This window comes from Mucilaginibacter sp. OK283 (assembly GCF_900110415.1).
Lineage (GTDB): Bacteria > Bacteroidota > Bacteroidia > Sphingobacteriales > Sphingobacteriaceae > Mucilaginibacter.
Genome location: NZ_FODR01000007.1, coordinates 251430 through 277772 on the forward strand (window position 1 = coordinate 251430; position 26343 = coordinate 277772).

At 44.7% G+C, this 26343-nt stretch carries 17 protein-coding genes; 11 read left to right on the forward strand and 6 right to left on the reverse strand.

The genetic code is table 11. The annotated features are described in order from the left end of the window. Positions 1 to 77 precede the first annotated feature (77 nt). The 10 genes from BMX56_RS17640 (at position 78) to nagA (ending at position 17387) form a co-directional block, all read left to right on the forward strand. A complete protein-coding gene (locus tag BMX56_RS17640) occupies positions 78 to 3275 on the forward strand; it encodes a SusC/RagA family TonB-linked outer membrane protein (RefSeq protein ID WP_177183846.1) in 3198 nt (1065 codons plus the stop codon). A gap of 23 nt (positions 3276 to 3298) precedes the next feature. Further along, positions 3299 to 5197 (forward strand): RagB/SusD family nutrient uptake outer membrane protein, encoded by a 1899-nt coding sequence (locus tag BMX56_RS17645; RefSeq protein ID WP_090650930.1) that lies wholly within the window; start codon positions 3299 to 3301, stop codon positions 5195 to 5197. A gap of 19 nt (positions 5198 to 5216) precedes the next feature. Further along, on the forward strand, positions 5217 to 5915 hold the full coding sequence (locus tag BMX56_RS17650) for a DUF3823 domain-containing protein (RefSeq protein WP_090650932.1): 699 nt from the start codon (positions 5217 to 5219) through the stop codon (positions 5913 to 5915). Between the two features lie 217 nt (positions 5916 to 6132). Continuing rightward, positions 6133 to 7974, forward strand: coding sequence for a glycoside hydrolase family 2 protein (locus BMX56_RS17655; RefSeq protein WP_090650935.1), 1842 nt, complete (start codon positions 6133 to 6135; stop codon positions 7972 to 7974). A gap of 292 nt (positions 7975 to 8266) precedes the next feature. Continuing rightward, complete coding sequence (locus BMX56_RS17660) at positions 8267 to 10321, forward strand: beta-L-arabinofuranosidase domain-containing protein (protein ID WP_090651076.1); 2055 nt, start codon at positions 8267 to 8269, stop codon at positions 10319 to 10321. 12 nt (positions 10322 to 10333) lie between these two features. Then, complete coding sequence (locus BMX56_RS17665) at positions 10334 to 11377, forward strand: family 43 glycosylhydrolase (protein WP_255369866.1); 1044 nt, start codon at positions 10334 to 10336, stop codon at positions 11375 to 11377. A 12-nt stretch (positions 11378 to 11389) separates the two neighbouring features. Then, positions 11390 to 12544, forward strand: coding sequence for a sialidase family protein (locus BMX56_RS17670; protein ID WP_177183847.1), 1155 nt, complete (start codon positions 11390 to 11392; stop codon positions 12542 to 12544). Positions 12545 to 12562: 18 nt separating this feature from the next. Continuing rightward, entirely contained in the window at positions 12563 to 13639 is a 1077-nt protein-coding gene (locus BMX56_RS17675; RefSeq protein ID WP_218152442.1) for a cellulase family glycosylhydrolase, read from the forward strand. 174 nt (positions 13640 to 13813) lie between these two features. After that, positions 13814 to 15916: a CehA/McbA family metallohydrolase domain-containing protein gene (locus BMX56_RS17680; RefSeq protein ID WP_090650943.1), complete on the forward strand. Its 2103-nt coding sequence runs from the start codon at positions 13814 to 13816 to the stop codon at positions 15914 to 15916. Positions 15917 to 16205: 289 nt separating this feature from the next. Next, a complete protein-coding gene (gene nagA / locus BMX56_RS17685; protein ID WP_090650946.1) occupies positions 16206 to 17387 on the forward strand; it encodes an N-acetylglucosamine-6-phosphate deacetylase in 1182 nt (393 codons plus the stop codon). A 234-nt stretch (positions 17388 to 17621) separates the two neighbouring features. Here the strand turns inward: nagA and BMX56_RS17690 are convergent, their stop codons facing one another. Further along, positions 17622 to 18665: a LacI family DNA-binding transcriptional regulator gene (locus BMX56_RS17690; RefSeq protein WP_090650949.1), complete on the reverse strand. Its 1044-nt coding sequence runs from the start codon at positions 18663 to 18665 to the stop codon at positions 17622 to 17624. Positions 18666 to 19014: 349 nt separating this feature from the next. Between BMX56_RS17690 and BMX56_RS17695 the strand changes: the two genes are divergently transcribed. Further along, positions 19015 to 20706, forward strand: a complete 1692-nt coding sequence (locus tag BMX56_RS17695; protein ID WP_090650952.1) for a sodium:solute symporter family transporter — start codon at positions 19015 to 19017, stop codon at positions 20704 to 20706. Positions 20707 to 20897: 191 nt separating this feature from the next. Here BMX56_RS17695 and BMX56_RS17700 read toward each other — a convergent pair whose 3' ends face one another. From BMX56_RS17700 to BMX56_RS17720, 5 genes are all read right to left on the reverse strand, one after another. Then, complete coding sequence (locus BMX56_RS17700; protein ID WP_090650955.1) at positions 20898 to 21830, reverse strand: RpnC/YadD family protein; 933 nt, start codon at positions 21828 to 21830, stop codon at positions 20898 to 20900. Positions 21831 to 21942: 112 nt separating this feature from the next. Continuing rightward, on the reverse strand, positions 21943 to 23280 hold the full coding sequence (locus BMX56_RS17705) for a TldD/PmbA family protein (protein ID WP_090650958.1): 1338 nt from the start codon (positions 23278 to 23280) through the stop codon (positions 21943 to 21945). 3 nt (positions 23281 to 23283) lie between these two features. After that, the gene (locus tag BMX56_RS17710) at positions 23284 to 24918 is read right to left on the reverse strand and encodes a TldD/PmbA family protein (RefSeq protein WP_090650959.1); all 1635 of its coding nucleotides are present in this window, start codon (positions 24916 to 24918) and stop codon (positions 23284 to 23286) included. Positions 24919 to 25008: 90 nt separating this feature from the next. Then, on the reverse strand, positions 25009 to 25629 hold the full coding sequence (locus BMX56_RS17715; protein WP_090650962.1) for an RDD family protein: 621 nt from the start codon (positions 25627 to 25629) through the stop codon (positions 25009 to 25011). A gap of 62 nt (positions 25630 to 25691) precedes the next feature. Then, positions 25692 to 26318 (reverse strand): DUF4159 domain-containing protein, encoded by a 627-nt coding sequence (locus BMX56_RS17720; protein WP_090650964.1) that lies wholly within the window; start codon positions 26316 to 26318, stop codon positions 25692 to 25694. Positions 26319 to 26343 lie beyond the last annotated feature (25 nt).

Genomic DNA, 26343 nt, shown 5'->3' on the forward strand with positions numbered 1-26343 from the left:
TTTTCTTTACATCGTGATTTTAGATATGTCAACATTACATTTTTAAAATCGACAATTAACCAATAACAAATCAATTTATGAGAAAATTTTTACTACTCAGGCATGGGGGGCCCTCCCGCGTGCAATGGCCGCCCAGTAAATGGGGCCAAAAAGTAACATTAGTTGTATTCTCTATCATGAGCTGCCTGCTTTTTTCGCTTGGTGCATCTGCACAGGTGAAGGTGACGGGAACGGTAACTGATACCACGGGCGAAGCGCTAACAGGCGTTGCCGTACGTATTAAAGGCGCCCAGGGTGGATCAACAACTGATGTAAAGGGACAGTTTAGCTTAACTGTACCTACTGCCAACAGCGTATTGGTATTAAGCTATATTGGCTTTGCCACAATGGAATTTCCGCTAAACGGGCAAACAAGTATCAGAGTGCGGCTAAAAGCAACTAACTCATCACTGCAAGAAGTTGTAGTAACAGGTTATGGTTCACAAAAAAAGGAATCCATTACGGGCGCTATTTCCAGCGTAACCAGTAAAGATCTTGATCGCGTGCATGCCGGTTCAACGGTGAGTACGGGTTTGGCAGGTAAAATTCCAGGTGTAACTTTCAGAATGTCTGAAGGCAGGCCGGGAGCAAGCGCCAGCATCCAAATCCGTAACATGGGTTCGCCTTTGTATGTAATTGACGGTATCCAACAGGATGAAGGCCAATTTAACAACCTTGCACCAAACGATGTGGAAAGCATTACCGTATTGAAAGACGGCTCGGCAGCTATTTATGGTGTACGCGCGGCAAACGGTGTTGTGGTGGTAACCACCAAAAAAGGTAGCGGCGATGCACGTATTAATATTGATGCTTATACCGGTTACCAAAACTGGTACAGGTTCCCGAATGTATTAACCAACTCGTACGATTACATGCGTTATCGTGCAGATGCTGAGGTGAACACCAACGGATCAACCAGCATTACACAAGCCGAGCTTGATAAATACAAAGCCGGTACCGAAAAAGGCTACCAAAGCTTTAACTGGCGCGATTATGTTTTGAAAGCGAATAACAATGCGCCTCAAAACTCTGTTAACGCCAACTTTACCGGTGGCACCGATAGGGTTAATTACTACGTTTCAGCAACCAACTTATTCCAAAATTCACAATTAGGCAAAGAGTATAAGTTTAACCGCTCAAATATCCAATCAAATGTTTCGGTTAAAGTTGCGGCTGGTTTAAAAGTTAGCCTGAATATCAATGGCCGTATAGAAACCCGCGAAAATCCGGGTGTACCTGGTGGCGATGATTACTTCCTGGCAAGGTTTGCGGTATTAAGGAATACACCTTTGGAACGCCCTTACGCTAACGATAACCCTGCTTATTTGAACGATATAGGCCATACCGAATCAAATTACGCGTTCCTGAACGACAAACTTTCGGGTTTATACCACAGCGACTGGCGCGTATTGCAAACCAACTTTGGTGCCGAATATCAAATTCCCGGCATTAAGGGTTTAACAGTTAAAGGTTTGTATTCATACTACATAGCCGATTATTTGCTGAACAACCAGGAGTATACCTATAACGCTTATACCTACAGGCCAGCTACCGACACTTACGATGTAACAGGTGGTAGTACCAACCCATGGAGAGAGCGTGAGCAACGTAAGGAGTTTGCAAAAACCTACCAATGGCAAATAAACTATAACAATACCTTCGGCAAGCATACCGTGGGCGCTACGTTTGTATCTGAGCGTATCGAACTTCAGCACTTGCGCAACTGGATCCACGCTTCGCCGGTTTCAAATAACCTGCCGCTTATTTATTTCCCAACTGCCGATACTTACCAGGATAGTGATGATAAAGAGGCCCGTATCGGTTATATCGGTCGTATCAACTATAACTACGACAATAAATATTATTTAGAAGCATCTGCAAGACGTGACGCATCGTACCTTTTTGCACCTGATAAACGTGTTGGGTATTTCCCGGGTGTATCTGTTGGATGGAGGATTACCCAGGAAGGCTTTATGAAAAGCTTGCTTGGCGATCACAGTGTGCTGAATGATTTGAAAATCAGGGGATCATACGGTGTGTTAGGGGACGATAGGAACCTGATTTCGCCTTACTCATATTTACCTGGTTACAACTACAATTCGGGTACTGCTATTATAGATGGCAATGCGGTGGTTACATCAAGGGATAAGGGTATAGTAACAACCAATATTTCATGGTTAAAAAGCAAGATAACCGACGTTGGTGCCGACTTTAGCTTCCTGAACAGCTCCCTTACCGGTACTGTAGATTATTTTTACAGAAAACGTACTGGTTTACTGGGTACCAAAAATGATGTGATTTTGCCAATTGAAGTTGGTTACGGGTTACCGCAGGAAAACACCAGCAGCGATTCGCAACAGGGAGCGGAAATTTCCCTTAACTATAACGGAACCATTGGTAAAGCGACATTTAATGTTGGCGGTAATTTTTCATACAGCCGTCAAAAAAATCTTACCTCGTACAACCCGTTGTTTTATAACTCATGGGACCAATACCGTAACTCAACCGAAAACAGGTATTCACACATCGACTGGGGCTACCAGGTTATCGGCCAGTTTACATCAATTGACCAGATTAACAACTACAAAATCAACAACGATGGAAAAGGCAACCGTAGCCTGTTACCGGGCGATTTAATGTATAAGGATCAAAACGGTGACGGTAAAATTGACCAGTACGACGAAAGGCCTATTGGTTATGGGTACGGCACGCAGCCTAATATAAACTTTGGTTTCACTCTTGGTGCAGCTTACAAAGGTTTTGATTTCCACGCCGATTTCTCGGGCGGTGCAGGCTATACCTGGTTCCAGAACTGGGAAACGAGGTGGGCGTTCCAAAACAACGGTAACTTAAATACCATTTTTGAAGACAGGTACCACCGTGCCGATCCATTTGATATTAACAGCCAGTGGATTCCCGGAAAATACCCCGCCAACAGGATTAATCCGGGTTTTGGCTATAGCAGCTACTCGCTTAACGGGCAAAACAATTCATCGTTTTGGTTGCATAGCGTAAGGTACCTAAGGGCAAGGACACTTGAATTGGGTTACTCGTTACCAACCAATTTGTTAACAAAGGTAAAGATCAGGAAGGCAAGATTTTATGTTAACGCATACAATATGTTTTCGTTTGATAACCTGAAGCAATATGCGGTTGATCCGGAAGTAACGGATGATAACGGGCTTCAGTTCCCTCAAAGTAAGGTCCTTAACTTCGGTGTTAATTTAACCTTTTAATTAATCCCTTAAGTTTAAATTCAATGAAAAAAATAACTATAATAACTACGTTTGCGGCCCTGTTAATTACGGGATCATGCAAAAAAGATAGCGAATTTTTGAATGTGCCGCCCAAGCAGATAGTAACGGCAGATGTGGCATTTTCAGATCCCAACCTGGTGCTATCTATCCTGGGCGATTTATATAATCGTGTGGTTGATTTCTCGGGCCTTGATAACGGATGGGCTTCGTTTGCTGACTTTAGCGAATCGTTCCCATCAGAAAACGGCAGTTCGTACTTTGTACAACGTACCGGCTGGGGTTACGGTGAGTGGGGAACCTGGGACTATACATACGTTCGCGATTTAAACCTGTTTATTGACCGTGCAACAGCGGCAACTAAACTAACCGCCGATCAAAAAAATCAATTCATCGCCGAAGGCAGATTTTTACGTGCCCAGTACTATTTTGAACTGGTAAAACGCATGGGTGGCGTGCCATTAATTACCAAACCGCTCGATTACGATTTCTCTGGCAATGTAATACCTTTACAGGTAGCCCGCGCCAAAGAATCAGAAGTTTATGATTTCATCATCAGCGAGGCCGAAGCTATAAAAGGTTTATTGCCTGCAAAAGTAGAAGAGAAATCAAGGGCAACCCCTGGTGCTATTTTAGCCATGGAAGCAAGGGCTGCACTATATGCAGCTTCTATTGCCAAATATGGCGCTACTACTCCACAGGTTTCATTGCCAGGCGGCGAAGTCGGTATACCTGCAAGCATGGCTACCGGTTATTACACTAAAGCCCTTGCGGCTGCTAAAGCTATCATCAGCGGCAGTGCAGGTAATTACAGCTTATACAAGCAATTGCCAGACCTGAGCGATAACTTCGCTAATATTTTTCTTGACAAAACAAGTACAGAATCAATCTGGGTTGAGGACTTTAAGGCCAACGGTGGTAAAACCCATGGTTTTACCACAAATGATCAGCCTTATTCAATATCTGACGAAGGTTTGGATGCAGGCCGGTTAGATCCGTCGTTAAACCTGGTTGAAGCGTACGAAAAACTGGATAATACCTATGCGCCAATCGCAACTAAAGACGGCTCTGGTAACCCTATTTACTACGATAATCAGCTGGATGCTTTTGCTGGCAGGGATGCAAGGTTAGCAGGCACAGTATTATTGCCAAACGGTTTATTTAAAGGTAAACGTACTGATGTTTGGGCTGGTTACCAGCTGGCTGATGGCAGCATACTTACCAGCGGCGATGCTGTACAACTTAAGCCGCTTCCGGGTACAACTACGCCGGTACAGGTAGTAGGTAAGGATGGGCCTGTTAACGGTTTGGAATTCAGAACGCAAACCGGTTTCTATGTTCGTAAATATCTTGATCCAACAATTGGTTCCGGTCGTCGTGGTCGTGGTAGCGATGTTAACTTTATTCGTTACCGTTATGCCGAGGTGTTGCTTAACGGTGCCGAAGCTGCTGCCGAGTTAGGCGACTATACAACGGCATCAACCTATATTAACCAGGTACGCGCAAGGGCAGGCCTTAATACACCACTGGTGTTAACAGCCGCTAACTATTTTGATCGCATTGTACACGAGCGTAGGGTAGAGCTGGCCTTTGAAGGACATACCTTGTTTGATATGAAACGCTGGAGATTGGCAACCGTGGTATGGGATGGTAATCAAATGACCGTTACCGACCTGGTTACCAATATTGGCCAGGCGGCTAAACGCAACACACAACCATTTGGGTTATGGCCATATAAATATTACAACCCCGGCAATGCCAATAATGGTAAATGGCTGTTTAAAGAAGTTAAACCAAGTTCTGTAACAGGTGCAAACAGGTTCCAGTTAGGTAATTATTATTCACAAATTGGTGATAACGTATTATCGGCTAATCCTAAAATTGTTAAACAACCAAATCAATAGTATTTATTAAACTAAGATCATGAAAATAAAATTTCATCATATCATCATAGCACTCTTGCTTACAGCTACGGGTTGTAAAAAAGATAATTATGCTGCGCCATCCGCAACATTTAACGGGAGGTTAACCTATAAGGGCGACCCTGTGAATGTGGAGTATAACCAGGTGCCTTTCAACTTGTATCAGTCCGGTTTTGGAAAATTAGCGCCAATAGTAGGCACGTTTGACCAGGAAGGCAATTATTCAACTTTGCTTTTCAACGGTAACTATAAATTCACAATTCCTGCAAATCAGGGCCCGTTCATGTGGAAAGAGTTATCTGCCGGCAAGCGCGATACCATAGCGGTGACTATAAGCGGCAATAAAACCATGGATATTGAGGTAATGCCATATTACATGGTGCGCAATGCCAAAATAACCGCCGCAAGTAAAACAGTTACGGCTACTTTTAATATCGAAAAAGTAATAACCGACGCCAATGCAAAAGGCATTGACAGGGTGAACCTGTATATCAACAAAACCCAGTTTGTATCGGGCGGCGACCAGGTAGCTTCAACACAGCTTAACGGATCGGATATTGCCAGCTTGAGTAACATCAGCATGAGTGTTGGTGTACCTTCGCTGTCACCAACACAAAATTATGTATTTGCCAGGGTTGGTATTAAAATAAGCGGAGTTGAGGATATGATATTCTCGCCTTTAGTGAAAGTGTCCTTCTAAGTTAATAATTGGTTCGGGGTCGTACTGTGCGGTGCGGCCCCTTTTTTCAATGGGTTAACTTTTAGTATTAGGCAGCTGATTTGACGTATCCAAATTTTTAATATTATGCTTATGCAACAGTATTGATACCAGCAGTAATTGTGTGATGCCATACATTTGCCAAAGCCCTGATACTTACTACTAACTACTTGATGCTTTTTATCTCTTAATATAACTAATGAAAAAACTAAATTTATGCCTTGCGGTTTTTACTGCGGCCTGTTTATCGGCTAATGCGCAGCAAAGTAGCTGGCACCTTATCAAAACAAAAATAACAACACCCTGGGCCGACAAGGTTGACCCAAATGCACCGCTGCCCGAGTATCCGCGTCCGCAGCTGGTAAGGGGTAACTGGCAAAATCTGAATGGACTGTGGGATTACGCCATAGTACAAAAAAGTATCGCAGGCCCTGCCAGGTATGAAGGTAAGATATTGGTTCCTTTCGCCGTCGAGTCTGCCCTTTCAGGCGTTGGCAAAACGGTGGGGAAGGACAGCATGTTATGGTATAAAACTACCATCACCCTCAATAAAACATTAAAAGGTAAAGATGTATTACTACACTTTGGCGCTGTTGACTGGCGTACCGAAGTTTTTGTAAACGGCGTTAGCGCCGGTAAGCACGAAGGCGGTTTCGACCCCTTTACATTCAATATCACCCCTTATTTAAAAGGCGGTGCAAAACAAGAAATTAAAGTGAGCGTGTGGGACCCAACAAATGACGGCCCGCAACCACGTGGTAAACAGGTTAAAAGTCCCGAAGGGATCTGGTATACGCCTGTAACCGGTATATGGCAAACAGTTTGGCTGGAAGGCGTTGCCAAAACGCATATCGAAGCCACCAAACAAACCCCCGATATTGATAATCACACGCTAACGGTTTCGGCCGAAGTAACCGATGGCCAGCCCGGCGACCTATTGAAAATAACTGCCTGGGATGGTAAAACCAAAGTAGACGAAAAAACAGTTGATGCAGGCGCTGACGCTGTATTGAATATAAAGGACGAAAAATTATGGTCGACAACAGATCCTTTCCTGTACGATTTGCAGGTGGCTGTTATCCGCAAAGGCAAGCCGGTTGATGAAGTGAAAAGCTACTTTGCCATGCGCAAAATTTCTCTTGGTGCCGATGCTAATGGCGTGCAACGTATGTTGCTAAACAACAAGTTTGTATTTGAATACGGCCCGCTTGACCAGGGCTGGTGGCCCGATGGCTTGTACACCCCGCCAACTTACGAGGCCATGAGCTACGATATTGACCAATTAAAAGCAATGGGTTTTAACATGATCCGTAAGCACATTAAGGTTGAGCCCGCCCGCTATTATAACTATTGCGATAAAACAGGCATGCTGCTTTGGCAGGATATGCCAAGCGGCGATTTGGGTAATCACTGGGAAAACCGCCCCGGCGTGTTAGACGGCCAAACCGATCAGCAGCGTACGCCCGAATCTGAAGGTTACTACCGCAAGGAGTGGAACGCCATCATCAACTCATTATACAACTACCCCTGCATTGTGGTATGGACACCTTTTAACGAGGCCTGGGGACAATTTAAAACGGTTGAAATTACAGAATGGACAATGAAAAAAGACCCGTCGCGGCTGGTGAACAGTGCAAGCGGTGGTAACTTTTACGATACCGGAAATATTGTTGATTTACATAACTACCCGCACCCCGCAATGCCGCGCCCTGAGATTTTTGGTAAAACCAAAGCAGTGGTACTGGGTGAGTTTGGCGGCCTTGGCTGGCCTGTTGACGGGCATACCTGGCAAGCCAACAAAAATTGGGGCTATCAGAACTTTAAAAATGGCGACGACCTGCTAAAACGTTATATCACCTTTACCGATAGATTGCAGGAACTTATAAAACTTGGCCTTTCGGCTGCAGTATATACGCAAACAACCGACGTAGAAGGAGAGGTTAACGGTTTTATGACTTATGATCGTAAAGTGATTAAAATGCCTGTAGAATTGTTACACAAAGAAAACGTGAAACTTTACGATCCGGCGTTGGTGAAATAAATGATAGGAACGATTTAGCGGCGACTAAAGTCTCTTTTTAGAGTTAATATAAAAAGAAGTTGTCATTTCGATAGAGCGAGCGTAGTAATGTGTGGGGAGCGAAAGAGAAATCTTCTACGCCCTGCATTCCGCGAAGCATGTGCAGAGCAAGTCGCATAGGATTTCTCCTCGTACCTCGTTCGAAATGACATCGTTTATTATTGTTCAAGCGATATTTACATAGAGTAGCAGCCTTTTGAGAGAACTGAAGAAGGCCAAATAGTTGCAAATAATATATTTCACAATGAATAATATGAATAGAGTAGGCAAAGTGATCTGCTTGACTGTTTTAGCAATATGCGGCAGTGTTTACACAGCATCGGCTCAAGCAGTAAAGGCATCGGTAGTAGCAAAGGTTAATAACCAGCAGGTGAACGCCAATTACGTTAATAACCGGGCGCCGTTGCAGCACGAATATTTTACCAAGCTGCCGGTAGGCAGCATAAAAGCAGGTGGCTGGCTAAAAAAAGCGTTGGAATTGCAGCGCGATGGCCTTACCGGTAACCTGGGCGAAATAAGCGTTTGGCTATCAAAAACCAACAATGCCTGGCTAAATAAAGAAGGTAAAGGCGAATACGGTTGGGAAGAATTACCTTACTGGCTAAAAGGCTACGCCAATATTGGCTATATGCTGGGCGATCAAAAGATTATTAAAGAAGCCAAATTCTGGATTGACGCGGTATTAAATAACCAGCGCGATAATGGCGATTTTGGCCCGGCCCGTACCAATAAAGGTAACCGCGATCTGTGGACAAACATGCCTATGCTTTGGTGCCTGCAATCTTATTACGAATACTCTAAAGATCCGCGGGTTATCCCCTTCATGACCAAATATTTCAGGTACGAGTTATCGGTACCCGACGATCAGTTTTTAGAAGATTATTGGGAAAAAAGCCGTGGCGGCGATAATATGCTGAGCGTTTATTGGTTGTACAACCGTACCGGCGATAAATTTCTGCTGGATTTAGCTGCCAAACTGGATAAAAATACCGCTAACTGGCGCCAAGCCAATAACCTGCCCAACTGGCATAATGTAAACGTAGCCCAATGCTTTCGCGAACCGGCAACTTTTTACCTGCAGAGCCATGATTCAAAGGATTTGGCCGCTACTTATAACGATTTTAGCCTTATCCGTAAAATATATGGCCAGGTACCCGGCGGCATGTTTGGCGCCGATGAAAATGCCCGCAAAGGTTATGACGACCCACGCCAGGCCGTGGAAACCTGTGGCATGGTTGAGCAAATGACATCAGATCAAATGCTGTTAGGATCAACCGGCGATACCTTTTGGGCATCCAACTGCGAGGATGTGGCATTCAACACGTTTTCGGCAGCCTTTATGCCCGATTATCGTTCGTTGAGGTATTTAACCGCGCCTAACATGGTGCTTAGCGATGGCAAAAACCACAGCCCCGGCATTGCCAATGAAGGTCCGTTTTTGATGATGAATCCTTTTAGCAGCCGCTGCTGCCAGCACAACCACGCGGCGGGCTGGGTATACTATGCCGAAAACAGCTGGATGGCTACCCCCGATAATGGCATAGCAGCACAGCTGTATACCCAAGGGCAGGTATCGGCAAAAGTCGGCAAAGGCGTAAATGTAAATATTGTGGAAACCACTAAGTATCCTTTTGAAGACGAGGTGAGCTTTACCGTAAATGCGTCAAAAACTATTGCTTTTCCGCTTTACCTGCGCATCCCTGGGTGGTGTAAAGCTGCATCGGTAAAGGTAAACGGCATCCCGGTAAAATTGAGCTCAACCACCGGCGACTATATCAAATTAGCTAAAACCTGGAAAAACGGCGATAAAATAACCCTGCATCTACCTATGCAACTAAAAGTACGCCAGTGGGAGCAAAATAAGAATAGCGTGAGCGTAAATTACGGTCCGCTAACTTATTCGCTCAAAATTGATGAGCAATACACCAAGGAAGATAGCCGTACCACAACCCAGGGCGATTCGCACTGGCAGCCTACAGCCGATCCGCAAAAATGGCCATCGTTTGAAATTCACGCCGCATCTGATTGGAATTATGGTTTGGTAATTGACCAGGAACATCCTGAGAAATCAATTGAAATTATTCATCGTGCATGGCCAAAGGACAATAATCCGTTTACAAATGCTAACGCCCCCATTGAGTTAAAAACAAAAGGTAAACAAATTCCCGGCTGGGCACTTGATCAGTATGGCCTTTGTGGTGTGCTGCCTCAAAGCCCGGTTAAAACCAGCCAGCCAACAGTTAATTTAACATTGGTGCCCATGGGCGGGGCAAGGCTAAGGATCTCGTCGTTCCCGGTAGCAGAGTAAGTATAACAGCTAATGAAAGGCTTTAAATTTATAACAGCATTCACCGCGTCGGTAACGATGTGTTTAACCGTTGTGGCTCAACCTAAGGATGGGGCTATCACAATGCAACCACCATCGCCCCTGTATCGCGACCCCATTTATGATGGCGCTGCCGACCCGGTATTGGTGTTTAACCGTGCCGAAAAGGAGTGGACGATGCTGTATACCCAGCGCCGGGCAAATGTACAAGCGCCGGGTGTGGCCTATTGTTATGGCACAGCAATAGGTGTAGCCGTGTCAAAAGATCATGGGCATAGCTGGGTATACAAGGGGGCACTTAATTTGGAGCACGGGCAGGGCCAGAATACTTTCTGGGCTCCCGATGTTGTTTACCAAAACGGCGTCTACCATATGTTTGTAGTTTATATCAAAGGTGTTTACAGCCAGTGGGGCGGCGATTCGCACCTGGTACATTACACCAGTAAAAACCTGTGGGACTGGAAATATGAAGGCCCCCTTCATCTGCCCGATCATAATATCATCGACCCAACGCTGATAAAACTGTCCGATGGAAAATGGCACATGTGGTATAAAGATCAAAAGCTGAACAGTATAACCATGACAGCCCAAAGTACGGACCTGGTGAATTGGAAGGTTGACGATAAACCAGCAATAGGTGGGCGTGCGCACGAAGGGCCCAAGATATTCTGGTTTAAAAACTTTTACTGGATGATAACCGACGAATGGCAGGGCCAGCGCGTTTACCGTTCAAAAGATGCGCAAACCTGGGAACACCAGGGGCTGGTTCTGGATAAGCCCGGTCATCGTAACGAGGATACGCCAACCGGTGCCCATGCCGATGTAGTGGTGAGTGGCGACCATGCGTACATCATTTATTTTACGCACCCCGGCCGTAAAACACATGGTGATGACGGCGGATTGGATAAGGACGGGGCATACTCATACAGCACCAGGCGCACATCTATACACGCTGCCGAATTGGAATTTGACGGCAATACGCTGGTGTGCGACAGGGATAAACCTTTTAATTTTTGGCTGGCCGATATTGTAAACTGACGGATGATGAAGATGGGAATAACAAAGATATGGCTTGTTGGTATGTTAATTCCGCTGATGGCCTGCGGACAAGAAAAAATGCCTGTGAAAGTAAGTGATCAGGTGGATATCGCGTGGGATCAGTCGACGATAAAACGGGTATCTGCACGTGGTGGCAACTATGCCCGTGCCATACAACTCAGTAATGGTCATCTGCTTTGTGTTTATGAAGGCGACGGCGGGATACAAAGTACCGTAAGTACCAACCTTGGCGAAACCTGGCTTGCCCCGGTAAAAGTGGCTTCATCGGTTCCGGGTGTTAATATGGCCGTTCCTGATATTTTGGAGTTGAAAGACCACTCGCTGCTGGTATCCTATAATCCCCGGCCGCACAAAGTAAATGGCGTGGCAGACACTACTAAACACTTCGCCATCATCACCAAAAAAAGCTATGATGAAGGTAAAACCTGGACAGATGAGCGTTTGATATACCAGACCGGCTACCGGTTTGAGGATGGTTGCTGGGAGCCGTCGCAATTGCAGTTGCCATCCGGCGAAATTCAGTTGTTTTATTCAGACGAGGGGATCTTTACGCAATCGAATGAGCAAAATATTTCGCTTTTCAGATCGTACGATGGTGGCCTTAGCTGGACAAAGAAACCCGAGATTGTAGCATTCACACCCGGCCACCGCGACGGGATGCCTGTGCCTGTTTTGTTAAAGGGGACAGGTGAGATAGTGTTTTCCATTGAAGATAATAGCGGCGGCCAGTTTAAACCCTCCATCATTCGCAACAGCATTGCGCAAAACTGGCAAAAAACCGTTGGCCCTGGCGATGCGGAACGTACTTACGCACTTACACCCGGGTTGCCACAGGCGGTTTATGCCGGCGCACCTTATCTGCGGCAGTTGCACAGCGGGCAAACTATTCTATCGTACCAAAGCACACAAAACCGGGATAATAACGGCGATTTGGCCTGTATGCGGGTGGCTGTTGGTGATGATAATGCTAAAAACTTTAAAAATATGAGCACGCCATTTACCGTACCTTTAAACAAGCATGGCTTGTGGAATTCGCTGTGTGTGCTTAATGATGATACCATTATCGCCTTAACATCAACTGATGCTTATGGCAGCAACGCTATCTGGATGATAAAGGGACATTTGACCGATAAAAAATTGAATTAAACTATTAAACACTTATACATGCAAACTAAACTAAAAGTATTGGCCATCGCTTTAATAATGCCATTGAGCATGAAGCTATCGGCCCAGCAAAAAGCAATAGCACCCGTTTGGAGCCCGCAAAAAGCCAGCGCCTGGTACGCCAAAAACCAATGGCTGGTAGGTAGCGATTTTATAACCAGTAACGCCATTAACCAATTGGAAATGTGGCAGGCCGATACCTTCGACCCGAAGACTATTGATAAGGAACTGGGCTATGCGCAAGGTATTGGCATGAATGTAATGCGGGTGTTTTTGCATCACCTGGCCTGGCAGCAAGATCCGGCCGGCTTTAAAAAACGGGTGGACGAATACCTGGCCATATCCAGCAAACACGGCATTAAAACCATGTTTGTATTTTTTGACGATTGCTGGAACAAAGTACCAAAAACAGGTAAACAACCCGAGCCAAAACCTGGCATCCACAATTCAGGCTGGGCGCAGGACCCCGGCCAGCCGGCATCCGAAGAGATGGCTAATTCTCCGGTACTGGAAAAATACGTGAAGGATGTATTAACCACTTTTAAGGCAGACAAGCGCATATTACTTTGGGATTTATATAACGAGCCAGGCAACTCCGGTAAAGGGAACAAAAGTTTGCCGTTGCTTAAAAACGTATTTAAATGGGCCCGCCAGGTAAACCCAAGCCAGCCGGTGAGCGCAGGTGTATGGTCGTGGGGATTAGAGGATTTAAACAAGTTCCAGGTAGCTAATTCGGATGTAACTACTTATCACGATTATTCGCCGGTTGATGATCACCTAAAAACTGTTCAATTCCTGAAAATGATTGGCCGCCCTCTAATCTGCACCGAATATATGGCCCGCCCGCGTAACAGCACATTTGCAACCGTATTGCCTATGCTGAAAAAAGAAAACGTAGGCGCCATAAACTGGGGCTTTGTAACCGGCAAAACCAATACCATTTATGCCTGGGATACCCCAATGCCCGATGGCGCCGAACCAAAACTGTGGTTCCATGATATTTTTCACAAAGATGGCACGCCATATAAAACTGAAGAAACAGAACTGATTAAAAGCCTGACAGGACGGGGAAAATAGATTTCAGATGTGCAGATGTCAAATGTGCAGATGTCAGATTTTAGATGTGCAGATTAGGAGGTACCCATGACATGTTTGAAAATCCCAAACTTACGAAGTTTTAAAAACTTCGTAAGTTTTTGTCGATTTGCCATTTTTTCGCCAATAGCCACTGCATTTGTTAAATAAATAGCGATGAGGGTTAAAAAGAATAATTACTTAGTTGCTGCCTGCCTTGGTTTAATGGGCTTGCTGCTTGTTGATATAGCATCAGCGCAGATCATCAAACAAAAAAAGTTTAAAACCAGCACTGGAGTACTCGTAAGCACCACCGGCACCCGATTTACCATAACCTGGCCCACGGGCCAGGGCAACAACGGCCGGCTGGTATTGAATCTGAAAAATGACGAACCATTATTCAACAGCATCGGATTAAGTAAAGACGGCGTATACCAAACCATTATCCAAAACGTCGATCCGCAGTTCATTATCTCCGAAGGCAAGCGCGATCTGGTGTCCCAAAACGGATGGAATATATTTTTTGATAAGGTTCCCCTAAAACCGCATCAATCCTATAAAGTTGACTTTCATAAAAGGGATATCAACGTAAATAGCTCGGGGTCACGAACTGTAATTACGATGAGTGGGGCAGAAGCCCCCAATTTTAAGGGCGACCTGCAGATAACACTCTATAACGGGCAGCCCCTGTTAAACATAGCCGTCGTTGTATCAACCCAAAAAGATTCGACAGCGATATTGTATGATGCCGGTTTGGTGGGGAAGGAGCGGCCTGTAAAAAACATCAGCTACAGCGATGTTTACGAAAAGCTGCAAACAGCAGTTATTAATCAGCCTGATACCGCTAAAAACATAGCCGTAAAGTATCGTGCAATCATCGGCACAAATGATAAAGGGAGCATTGCGGTTTTCCCGGCGCCGCACCAATACTTTTACCCATTAGATGAAGCTTTTAACCTCAAATTTGTGTGGTACGGCAACAATTACCGCCAAATGCTCGACGGCTTTGGCATTGGTATACGGCAGGAATTAAATGGTGATAAACGTTATGTACCCTGGTTTAACGCACCGCCGGGAACAAAACAACGACTTAACTTTTTTTGCCTGTTAGGTAGTAATGGCGCACCGGCGTTGATAGCTCATGTGAGGCAATTTACACATAATGACAGCTATAAACCCTTGCCGGGCTACAAAACCATGGCCAGCCATTTTCATAATGAGTTTATTATGAGTGTGGTGCTTAAAGGTAAGCCTGTACCCGACAGCCCCGGCTTTGTAAAAGTGTTTAAACAGCTTGGCGTAAATATGGTGCACCTGGCCGAATTTCACTATACTGGCCACCCTAAGGGTCCCGGCGAACAACGCTTGCAGGAATTGAAAACTTTGTTTGAGCAATGCGCCCGCTTATCCTCATCAAATTTTTTGTTGTTGCCAGGCGAAGAGCCGAATGAGTTTTTTGGAGGCCACTGGCTGGAGTTTTTCCCAAAACCGGTTTACTGGATTATGGACAGGAAACAGGGTACGCCGTTCGAAACTACCGATGCCGAACATGGCAAGGTTTACCATATTGGTGATAAAAACGATATGCAGAGGCTGCTGCAAGCCGAAAATGGGCTGGCCTGGACCGCCCATGCCCGTACCAAAGGATCAACAGGGTTTCCGGATACCTATAAAAACGAAGATTTTTTTCTGTCAGACAGGTTTTTAGGTGCGGCCTGGAAGGCCATGCCGGCCGATTTGTCACAACCGAGGTTGGGGAAGCGGGTGCTGGATTTGATGGACGATATGAATAACTGGGGCCTGCATAAAAAAGTGCTCTCGGAAGCCGACTTGTTCAGCATTGAATCGGAAAATGAAATGTATGCCCACATGAATATCAATTACCTGAAACTGGATAAACAACCGGAATATAAACAAGGCTGGCAGCAGGTTTTGAATGTGTTGCAGCAGGGGAAATTCTTTTCAACCACCGGCGAAGTATTGATTGAAGATTTTAAAATAAATGGCCGGTCGTCTGGCGAAACTGTTGCCCTGCCTGCCAATGGGCAATGCCACATCTCGTTTAAAACCAGCTGGACATTCCCGCTCAATTTTGCCGAAATTATATCTGGCGATGGTAAGCAGGTTTTCCGCAAACGCGTTAACCTTGATGCAACCGAAGCATTTGACAGCAGGTTATTTACCTTAACAGAAAACCTTAAAGGCCGCAAATGGGCACGTTTGGAAATATGGGATGCCGCCGCTGATGGCGCTTTTACACAATCCATTTGGTTTAAATAAAGCGCCTTGTTACTTTTTTAATCAGAGCAAACAAATCTAAATGGTTAACTGCAAAAAGTTGTTATTTAATAACAGCTAACGGAATAAGCTTATGGCGCGGGAAGATATGAGCATTACAGTTCAGTGTTAACCATGGTTAAATATAAATAGTTGATTATAAGGTATTTGTAAGCGTTTTATCTGAAATGTGTTAAGTTATGTTAACCCAACTTGATGCGTTTGCCCTGCTTTTTTAATGCTTATACTCTAAGTTTCGCCAAATCAGCTTAACTTGTAGGCCTATCAGCAAATGAACAAGCAAGTAAAGATCACAAACGGCCGGATCATCACGCCCAAGGGCATCATTAACGGCACTATACTCATCAACCAAACAAAGATAGCGGCTATATCCCAACGCGATATTGACGCACGGGATGCCCAGGTAATCGACGCCCATGGTAACTATGTTTCGCCGGGCTTTATTGATATCCATGTGCATGGCGGTGGTGGCCACGATTTTATGGATGGCAACAAGGAAGCTTTCCTGGAGATAGCCCGTACACATGCCAGCTATGGCACCACAGCGATGGTGCCTACAACCCTAACCGCCGAAAAGGCCGACCTGCTCAAAACGCTTGATCTGTATGCCAGTGCTGATGCTAAAAATACCATGGGGGCGCAATTTTTAGGTATGCACCTGGAAGGGCCTTATTTTGCCATGAACCAGCGCGGCGCACAGGACCCGCGCTATATCCGCAATCCCGACGAGGAAGAGTATAAAGAGATTATTGCTTACTCCAAAGCTATCAAACGCTGGAGCGCTGCACCGGAACTGCCGGGCGCAATTAAGTTTGCCAAATACCTGCAGGCCAACGGTATTATGCCCGCTTTGGCTCATACCGATGCTATTTACGAGGAAGTTGCCTTAGCTTTTGAAAATGGTTACACGCTGGCAACGCATTTATATTCTGGCATGTCGGGTGTAACCAGGCGCAATGCCTACCGTTACGCCGGGGTTATTGAAGCCGCTTTTTTGATTGATGCTATGGATGTGGAGGTTATTGCCGATGGTATTCATTTGCCAGCGCCCTTATTAAAACTGGTTTACAAAATTAAAGGGCCGGATAGAATAGCGCTCATCACCGACGCCATGCGGGCGGCGGGTATGCCCGAAGGTGATAGCGTACTGGGCAATAAGGATACCGGTTTAAAAGTTCTTGTAGAAGACGGCGTAGCCAAACTGCCCGACCGCAGCTCATTTGCCGGCAGTGTGGCCACCTGCGACAGGCTGGTACGTACGATGATGACAATGGCCGACGTGCCACTGCCCGAAGTCGTAAAAATGATGACCAAAAACCCGGCAACGATTATGGGGGTAGATGACCGTAAAGGCGCTTTGATTGAAGGCCTTGATGCCGACATCGCCATCTTTGACGAACAGATAAATATCCAGGCAACCATAGTGAACGGGAAGCTGGTGTATCGTGGGTAGGTTTGAGTTGTGAGTAAAATGGCCGCCAAGATAATCAAAATCCAAAAAATCAGACAAATCTGTTCAATCCCGGTTCAGACAATGCGATAGGGATGGGCGTGGATACCTGCCCGTGTGTAAGGCCTTGAAGGCGTATGAACAGACAGCCCGGGCCGCAGGTATCGCCCAATTTTTGGGGTGAATTCAATTTAAGTGGTATTCTTGATTTTATTCGGTTCTCCCAATCTGAAAAAATCAATAATTCGCTAATTCACTAATTGAAGATTCCCTTATCACAAGCGTTGATGGTAAAACTATCTCTTTATTGTTTTCAGCCGCTTTACCGGCCAGGTGGTCAAATAATAATTGCGCGGCTTTTTTGCCCATATCAAATGCGGGCTGCAAAATGGTTGTGAGCGGCGGGTTCAGGATGGGGGCCGTTATCTGGTTGGTAAAGCAAACCACTTTAACATCCCGCGGAATGTTTAGCTTTAATTCATTACAGGCCAGGTAGGTTGATGTGGCCAGGTGTTCAACCGTAGCAATAATACCATCCGGCTTTTGAAGTGTAAGATGTTCTTTTATTACTTCAACATTTTCGTTGTTATATTTATTTGAACAGGTAACCATGCCTGATTCCTTTGGCTGGATGCCCCGTTCGGCCAAAGCCTTTTTATAGCCTTGTTCCCTGGCCGATAGGATGGAGGGGTAACCTTTGATGGTAACGAGCGAGATGTTTTTACAACCTGCATCCAGCAAATGATTAGTGGCTGTGTATGCACTGTTCAGGTCGTCGGTGGTGATTTTTACCGAATTCAGGTCATCAAAAACCCGGTCAAAAAATACGATGGGCACGCCTGCCTGCTGCAGGGTTTTAATATGGCTGGTATCTTCTGTGTTGCTGGCTACTGACATAATTACCCCATCAACCCGGCCGCTGGCAAGTTCGCCAAACATGTAGGCTTCGCGCTCGTAACTGTCATGAGTAAGGTAAATCAGTGTATGGTATTTTTTTATGGCTACTATGCTTTCAATACCATTGATGGCCTGGCTAAAAAAGCTGTCGGCAATCTCGGGGATAATAATGGCAATAGTGTTGCTGGCTTTTTTACGGAGACTGCTGGCATAGGGGTTGGGCACGTAATTGAGCTTACGGGCGGCTTCAATTACTTTCAGCTTGGTTTCGGGACCGATGTCATGGCTATCCCTAAGGGCTTTTGATACAGTGGCGATAGATACATTGAGCACTTTGGCCAGTGTCTTCATGTCTACTTTGTCGCTTTTGGGTGTATCAGCCATAATGGTGTAATGTAAATTATCTGATATTATAAGGGCGCTAATTTAGTTAAACGTTTAAGCAAATAAATAATATGATTTTGCCAAATGTATAGTAGTAATTAAGCATGTTTGGATTTTATAGCCATAAGGAACTGTTTACCAATTGCATTTCCTTTAATAAAATTATAAACTTATGAGCAAGTTAAAAGAAACATCCGGCCGGGGCGTATCAAGGGATACTATAGCGGTAAAGAAATTACTAAAGCTGTATCATTGACATTTGATAAGCGTAAACCATTGTCAGTCCATTTTATTTTATAGATTTGAGAATTGAACCGGGTATAACCTAATTCCCATTGCAAAAACAAACATGCTGAAGTACATTTCCATAGGCGATCTGATCGTATTTTTTACTTATTTCGTTTTGGTTTCCGTTTATGGTTACCTGGTTTATCGCCGTAAAAAAGCAGAGACCAATTCCAGTTCGCATAGCTTTTTCCTGGCCGAAGGGTCACTTACCTGGTGGGCTATAGGGGCATCTATCATCGCATCAAATATCTCGGCCGAGCAATTTATAGGCATGAGCGGCGATGGTTTTTTTGCAGGCATTGCCGTAGCCGTTTACGAATGGCTGGGCGCAGCCACGCTGATTATTGTAGCGGTATTTTTTATGCCGGTATATATCAAAAATAAAATTTACACCATGCCGCAATTCCTGAAAGACAGGTATAACAGCGGAGTGGCGCTGGTGATGTCGATATTCTGGCTGGCGCTGTACATATTTATTAACCTTACTGCCATTTTATACCTTGGTGCACTGGCCATTAACGGTTTGCTTGGCGGCGGGTATTTGCACGAAATTATGATTGGTCTGGCCATATTTGGAGTAATCATCGCACTTGGTGGCATGCAGGTAGTTGGTTATACCGATGTGGTGCAGGTTGCGGTGCTCATTATTGGTGGGCTTGCCATTACGTATTTATCGCTAACTATTGTGAGTGATAAATTTGGTTTCGGCCAAAACGCGCTTACCGGTTTAAAACTCATCCTGAAAGATTCGCCCGATCACTTCCACCTCATCTTTAAAAAGCCTGCTCATGGAGCATCTGTAGAAACTATAAGTAAATACTTAATACTGCCCGGCTTCGCGATGTACGCAGGAGGCCAATGGATAAGCAACCTAAACTATTGGGGCTGTAACCAATATATAACACAACGTGCATTGGGAGCCAATTTGCATACTGCCCGTACGGGTATCCTGTTTGCCAGTTTGCTTAAAATCCTGATGCCGGTTATTGTAATGCTGCCGGGCATTGTAGCTTTTGTATTGTACAAACACGGCGATTTGCCAATGCTTGTTGGCGGTAAAAAAGACGGCGCTTACTCGGCTATATTATCCTTTTTGCCTTCGGGTTTAAAAGGTTTATCGCTTGCCGTGTTAACGGCGGCAATTGTGGCCTCGATTGCTGGTAAGGTTAACAGTATTTCAACAATTTTTACGCTGGACGTTTATAAAAATTACATGAGCACCAAAGCTACCGAGCGCAATATGGTTTGGGTAGGGCGCATAGTTATTGTGTGCAGCCTTGTAATTGCCGTGGCCTTTACCTGGAACGATATGCTGGGCATCAGTGGCGAGGGCGGTTATACCTTTGTTCAAAAATACAGCAGCTTTGTGAGCCCGGGCGTGTTAGCTACATTCCTGTTGGGTATGTTCTGGAAACGCACCACCGGCGAGGCGGCCATAATAGGCATCCTGACTGGCTTTGCGGCTTCGGTGTTTTTTAACCAGTTTGCGGTTAAGGTTTTCGGGCCCGAAACCTGGTTATACTCGGCGTTTATAAACCCAGCCGGTGTTTACGAAATTCCTTTTTTCATATGCCTTGGCTGGTCGTTCCTCACAACTTTTGGTGTGATGGTTTTAGTGAGCTTATTTGGCCCCGCGGTTAATGCAAAATCTATCGAGGTTGATAAAAGCATGTTTAAATTGAAGTCGTCATCGATAGTGCTTATTGCGGTAATATTGCTGTTTCTGTCGGCTATCTATGTGCGGTTTTGGTAGATATGAACCTGTCAATATCAGGCGAAACAATTGATTGACAAAGAATGTTCGGTTACCCGGATGAAAGATACAATAGGACGGATGGTAACATTTACCCACAATAAAGCCCGAACTTTTTAATGAGATCGGGCTTCATCATTAGCCAGCATGCTATAGCGGCAATTTTTGCAAGTTTATAGAGCTTAGCTTAGTTACAATTTTTCTATTTCCTTAGCCGAAAGGCCGGTGAATTTTTCGATCTGGGCAACAGGCAAACCCTCTTTTTTCATTTCGCGGGCAATAGCAATGGCTTTTGCTTTTTCGCCTTCATTTCTGCCTTTTACTTCACCCTTTTTTTCGCCTTTTCTCTCACCTCTTTTCTCGGCTCTATCCAATAAAAGTTCTTCAATACCCATGGTGTTAGTCCTTTCTGTTAAAATTTCTACCTGTTGTTCAAATTTAGTGTTTATCTCCGGGTTTTCAAAGCGTATGTAATACCTTAAAAAATTCATCAGTACCCTTATTTTTTCTTTTGCTATCTGCTTGGCCAGCAATAGCCTGGTCAGGTTAAGCTTTAAGTTCAACAGTAATTCATCCCGTTCTACGCTGTTTTTCAAATCTTTGCCTGCAAATGCGGCCTTAGCTGTAAGCACCACCAGGGCGAAAGGGTTATTGCTGGCACGTAACTCCTCGTCGTTTTGGTTGGCTATTTTGTAGGTGTTAAATGTATAACGCAGGCTGGTACCCATAAAGTCTATGGAGTAATGGTCTGGCCTTTCTTTGGTATTGGCTTCGGTAAAAATGGCGTAGGCTACTATGGGCTTTTGATATTTATCCAGTATCCGGTAAAAGTAGGTGTACATACGGCTGGCAAAATCTTTTTGATATTGGCCCTGTACTTCCACATGTACCAAAATCCATTCTTCCTTACCCGCTTTGGTAAACACTTTCACCAGTTTATCGATCACCTTTGGCGAATACTCGTCGTTATCCGGAGGGAAAACTTGTTCCAGTTCTTTATCCAGGAATTCAAAACCTCTATTAAAGTCGAAAATCTCTGCAGCTTCAGGATTAAGAAAACACAGGAAATCGTCAAAAACATCTTCCAAAACCCCTTTCCAAAGCAGGTCGTCTTTTCTTCTCATTTAGGTAAAATGGCTGAATAGTTGATTAAGTGATTGGTTGATTAGGTTAAAGATGATTGGTATCAAAACCATCTCATTTATTTAACCCAATCAACCGCTCACTATCTTATCTCTACACCGCGTCTGACAACGAAGTAAAAGTAAAATCACGGATCCGCATAGGAGGGATCAAGGCATTTTGGCCCGATTCGCCGCTTACCGTACGTTCGGATTTACCCAAAGCATCCAGGTTGTTAAGCATGATAACCGGGCTTTCGTTAAACCTTAAATTCTTGATCGGGAATTTGATTTGTCCATTCTCGATATAAAATGTACCGTCACGGGTAAGGCCGGTAAACAACAGCGTTTGCGGATCAACCGGGCGGATATACCACAGGCGGGTAACCAAAATTCCTTTTTCGGTGCCCTTTATCAATTCTTCCAGGGTGGCATTGCCGCCCTCCATAATGATGCCATCGGGGTTGGGAATAGATTTAACGCCTTGCTTTTGAGCCCAGTAACGCGAGTATGTGAAGTTTTTAACTACCCCTTTTTCAATCCAGCTTCTTTTCACCTGCGGTTGGCCATCGCCGGCCCAACTGCCGGTTGGCAAATCGGGGTGCGATGGGTCGGAGTAAATGTTTACCCTTTCATCAACCATTTTTTCGCCAAGTTTGGTTTTACCGCCGGGTTTGCTTAAAAAGCTGCGGCCTTCATCGGCGCTGCGTGCATCAAGGCCGCCGTACAATTGTTCAAGTAATACAATACCGGCGGCGGGCTCTAAAATTACCGTGTATTTTCCCGGTTCAATAGCTTTGGCGCCTTTGGAGCCGGTTGCTTTTTGAGCAGCTATTTTGGTAAATGCCAGTGTATCCAGTTTACTCACATCGTTATAACCCTTGGTTGAGTATCCCGAACCTGTACCGTCTTCGGAACGTAAGGTTACCGAGAAATTTACATCTGTAGAGGTATTGTAGGCGAACAAGCCATGCGAATTCATCATCGAGCTAAAGCCCGCGCTGTTTTGCAAAAAGCCTGCTGCTATTAATTTATTTTCTTTTGCTGTATCCAGGCTTTTGCCCACCATATCTGTACGCAGCGCTGGGGTAATAGTCGCTGTTTCGGGCACAAAGGTTTTTGAACGTGGTGCGTAAGTTTGCGGGCCTAAAAAGGATACAAACTCCGGGTTTTCGGGCGCCAGTTGTGCCAGTTCTTCAGATAAGCGAACGGCCTTTTCAACCGAGGCATCATCATATTCGTTGGTGGTTACCACCCCCAGTTTTTTACCAAATGCTGATGAAATAACCATACTGGTTTGGCTTAACGAACCACTGGTAGATACTGTATTACGGGCGTACCTAATATTGCCCGAGTCTGATCCGCCAAAGTTGATCTCGCATTCATCGGCTTTTGAATAGCCCAGCGCCTTTTTTAATATCGCGCGGCATTCATCTTCTGTTAAAATTGCCATATATTAAATTTTTCTTGCTGTATTAATTACGTTAACTCCTTTAAATAATGCTGTGGACGATCCATGAGATACGGCGCTGGCCTGCATAGGCTGGCCTTTACCATCAAAAAATGATCCGCCTAAGCGATAATCATTGGCATCGCAAACTGCGGCGCAGGAGTTCCAAAACTCCTGGGTGTTTGACTGGTAAGCTACATCATTCAGCATACCTACAATTTTGCCATTTTTGATCTCGTAATACAGCTGGCCGCTAAACTGGAAGTTATACCGTTGCTGATCTATCGAGAACGAACTATCGCCAATGATGTAAATGCCTTTTTCTACGTTTTTGATCATATCATTTACGCCCATAGGCACTTTGCCGGGTTGCAAGGATATGTTGGCCATGCGCTGGAATTGCACATCCTGCCAGCTTTGCGAATAACAGCAGCCCTGCGATTCTTTTAAGCCAATGATATGTGCCTGATCGCGAATGGCCTGGTAGTTAACCAAAATACCATCTTTAATAATATCCCACTTTTTGGCCTCAACACCTTCATCATCATAACCAACAGCACCAAGTGAACCAACCTGGGTTTTATCGGCTACAATGTTTACATTTTTACTACCGAAATTGAATTTTTTTGATTCCCATTTATCCAGGGTAAGGAAACTGGTACCAGCAAAATTGGCTTCGTAACCTAATACGCGGTCAAGCTCGGTAGGGTGGCCAACAGATTCGTGTATGGTTAACCAAAGGTGGCTTGGATCTAAAACCAAATCGTATTTGCCTGCCTCAACAGATTTTGCTTTCAGTTTTTGATCGGCCTGGGTAGCTGCCGCGCGGGCATCTTCCAGCATATCATACCTGTCTTTATAAAGGGTTGTTACACCTTTTATCTTGTCGCTTTCGCGCGGGGTCATGTATTCATAGCCCATTCCGCGCGGTGCGCTTAACGACTGGCGCGTTTCAAATTTGCCGGTTTTGGAATCTATTTTAGTAACCGCGAATAAAGGCCAGATGCGGTGGATATCCTGGTCGATATATGAACCGTCGGTTGATGCAAAGTATTTTTGCTCATTTACTAAAAACAGGATGGAGTTTACGTAATTGGCACCGCCTTTCATGGCTGCATCATTTACGGATAGCAGTAAATCTGTTTTTTCTTTCATCGGCACTTCAAACGCGTTGCGTTCAATCGGCGTTTTCCAGCTTACTTCGCCATGGCCCTTTTGAGGCACCAACTGTACCGGGTCGGTTTGGATGCGGGCATTTTCTTTGGCGATAGCTACGGCAAGTTCGGCCGCTTTGGCTATGCTGTCGTTATCGAGTTTATCCGTAGCGGAAAAACCCCAGCAACCGTTGGCAATAACGCGGATACCCATACCGTACGATTGGGTATCAACTATATTTTCAACTTTGTTTTCGCGGGTTACCACAAACTGGTTAAGGTAGCGGCCTATACGCACATCGGTATAAGTGGCGCCTTTTGACCGGGCAGCATTTAAAACCACATCGGCCATTCGTTTTTTTAGGGCCACGTCAACCGGGCTCATATCATGGCCGGGTAAAACGGGCGAACCGAAAACGGGGATCCTGCTAAGCATGGATGCACTAATGCCCATTCCGGTTAGGTAAAGGAAATCTTTTCTTTTCAAGGTCAGTCAGTTTTAAGTCCTAAATATAATGAGCGAAGTTTGAATATTTATGTGTTTGAAGTTAGATCGCGTGATTTGTTACGGATTATCTTATGATTTCCTTATTACATAGGCTTTTGCGACCTGGTCATGCCATCCTTGCTTCATTGGGTTCCAAAAAACCGTTAAAAACCCTGCGCCGCAAAGGAAGCTGGATAACAATTTGCTAAAATTGCGTGATAGGGCTTTGCCAAAGCTTATCCTTTCGCCGCTTTCATCAACAACAATTAGTTTGCAAATCAATTTGCCTATTCCGCCTTGCATGCTTGTTGCCTCAAAAATGGAATTATAGGCAACAAGGCCCAGGAAAAATATAACCCGGAATAAAAGATCGGAGTCCGGAGAATCTAAATTTATTGAATTGTGCGTAAATATCCCAGCAACATTTATCAGCGCGAAAAATATGATCAGTATCAATATTACGATAACATAATCAATAACAAAAGCCAACAGGCGCCACCAAAAACTGGCAACATTGTACCGGTTAGGTGGATTTATTCCCTTTGAAACGAAATATTCCTGAAATTCTGGTAAATCTGCCGCGTGTTGTAAGCCCTCGGCGAGGGGCGATAATAGGAAATCGTCGGCTTTAATATTCATATCCATTAACTGGGTATGTGTATACGGGCCTTCATTTTGTCCCTGCCTTAAAATGTAGTATTCATTAATCATTGATCAATCTGTTTAGGTTTTGGAAATTAATTAAAATCCAGGTAACAAACAAATTATCGGGGTTAATAATTTAGCGCGTACATAATAATATTTACCCCAAACTTGGTATTATCCTCAGCAAGGAAGCGCTTATTCCTATAATCATAGTCCCATTCACAACCATAATCCTTGCTGCTATATAATACGGCTATACGCCCGTTAATTTCAATGGCTTTTAAATAATCGTGCACCAAATCATCTCCCCAGCCATTTAATTCAAAGCTGGTGGTAGGGGGGCCTTTATCGAAAGAGAAAAAAGAATGGTATATTTTATGATTGTTGGGGATCTTCTTTAACGCGGTTGGACCAAATAAAGCAGCCATTTGCGCTTCGAATGATTTGGCGAAAAGTCCGTCGATGTCATGGTTGCAGTCATCCACAAAAATAAAACCACCGTTTTCTGCATACTTTTTAAAATTCGCCCGTTCTTTGGTGTCAAACTGCACAAGCTTGTGGCCGCTCAGGTAGCAAAAAGGGTACAAAAATATATCATCGCTGCTTAAGGGGATCACTTTTTCCCGCTGATCAATAGGAACTGTGGTATACTCCAGCAGGGAATTGAGCAGGTTTGATGGCATGCGCTGATCGGTATCCCAATCGCCGGAGTGGTAACTTAGCCTTGTAAACGTAAATTTTCCGCTGAATGCCATCGTGTTTTAAAACCTTAAAAGTAGT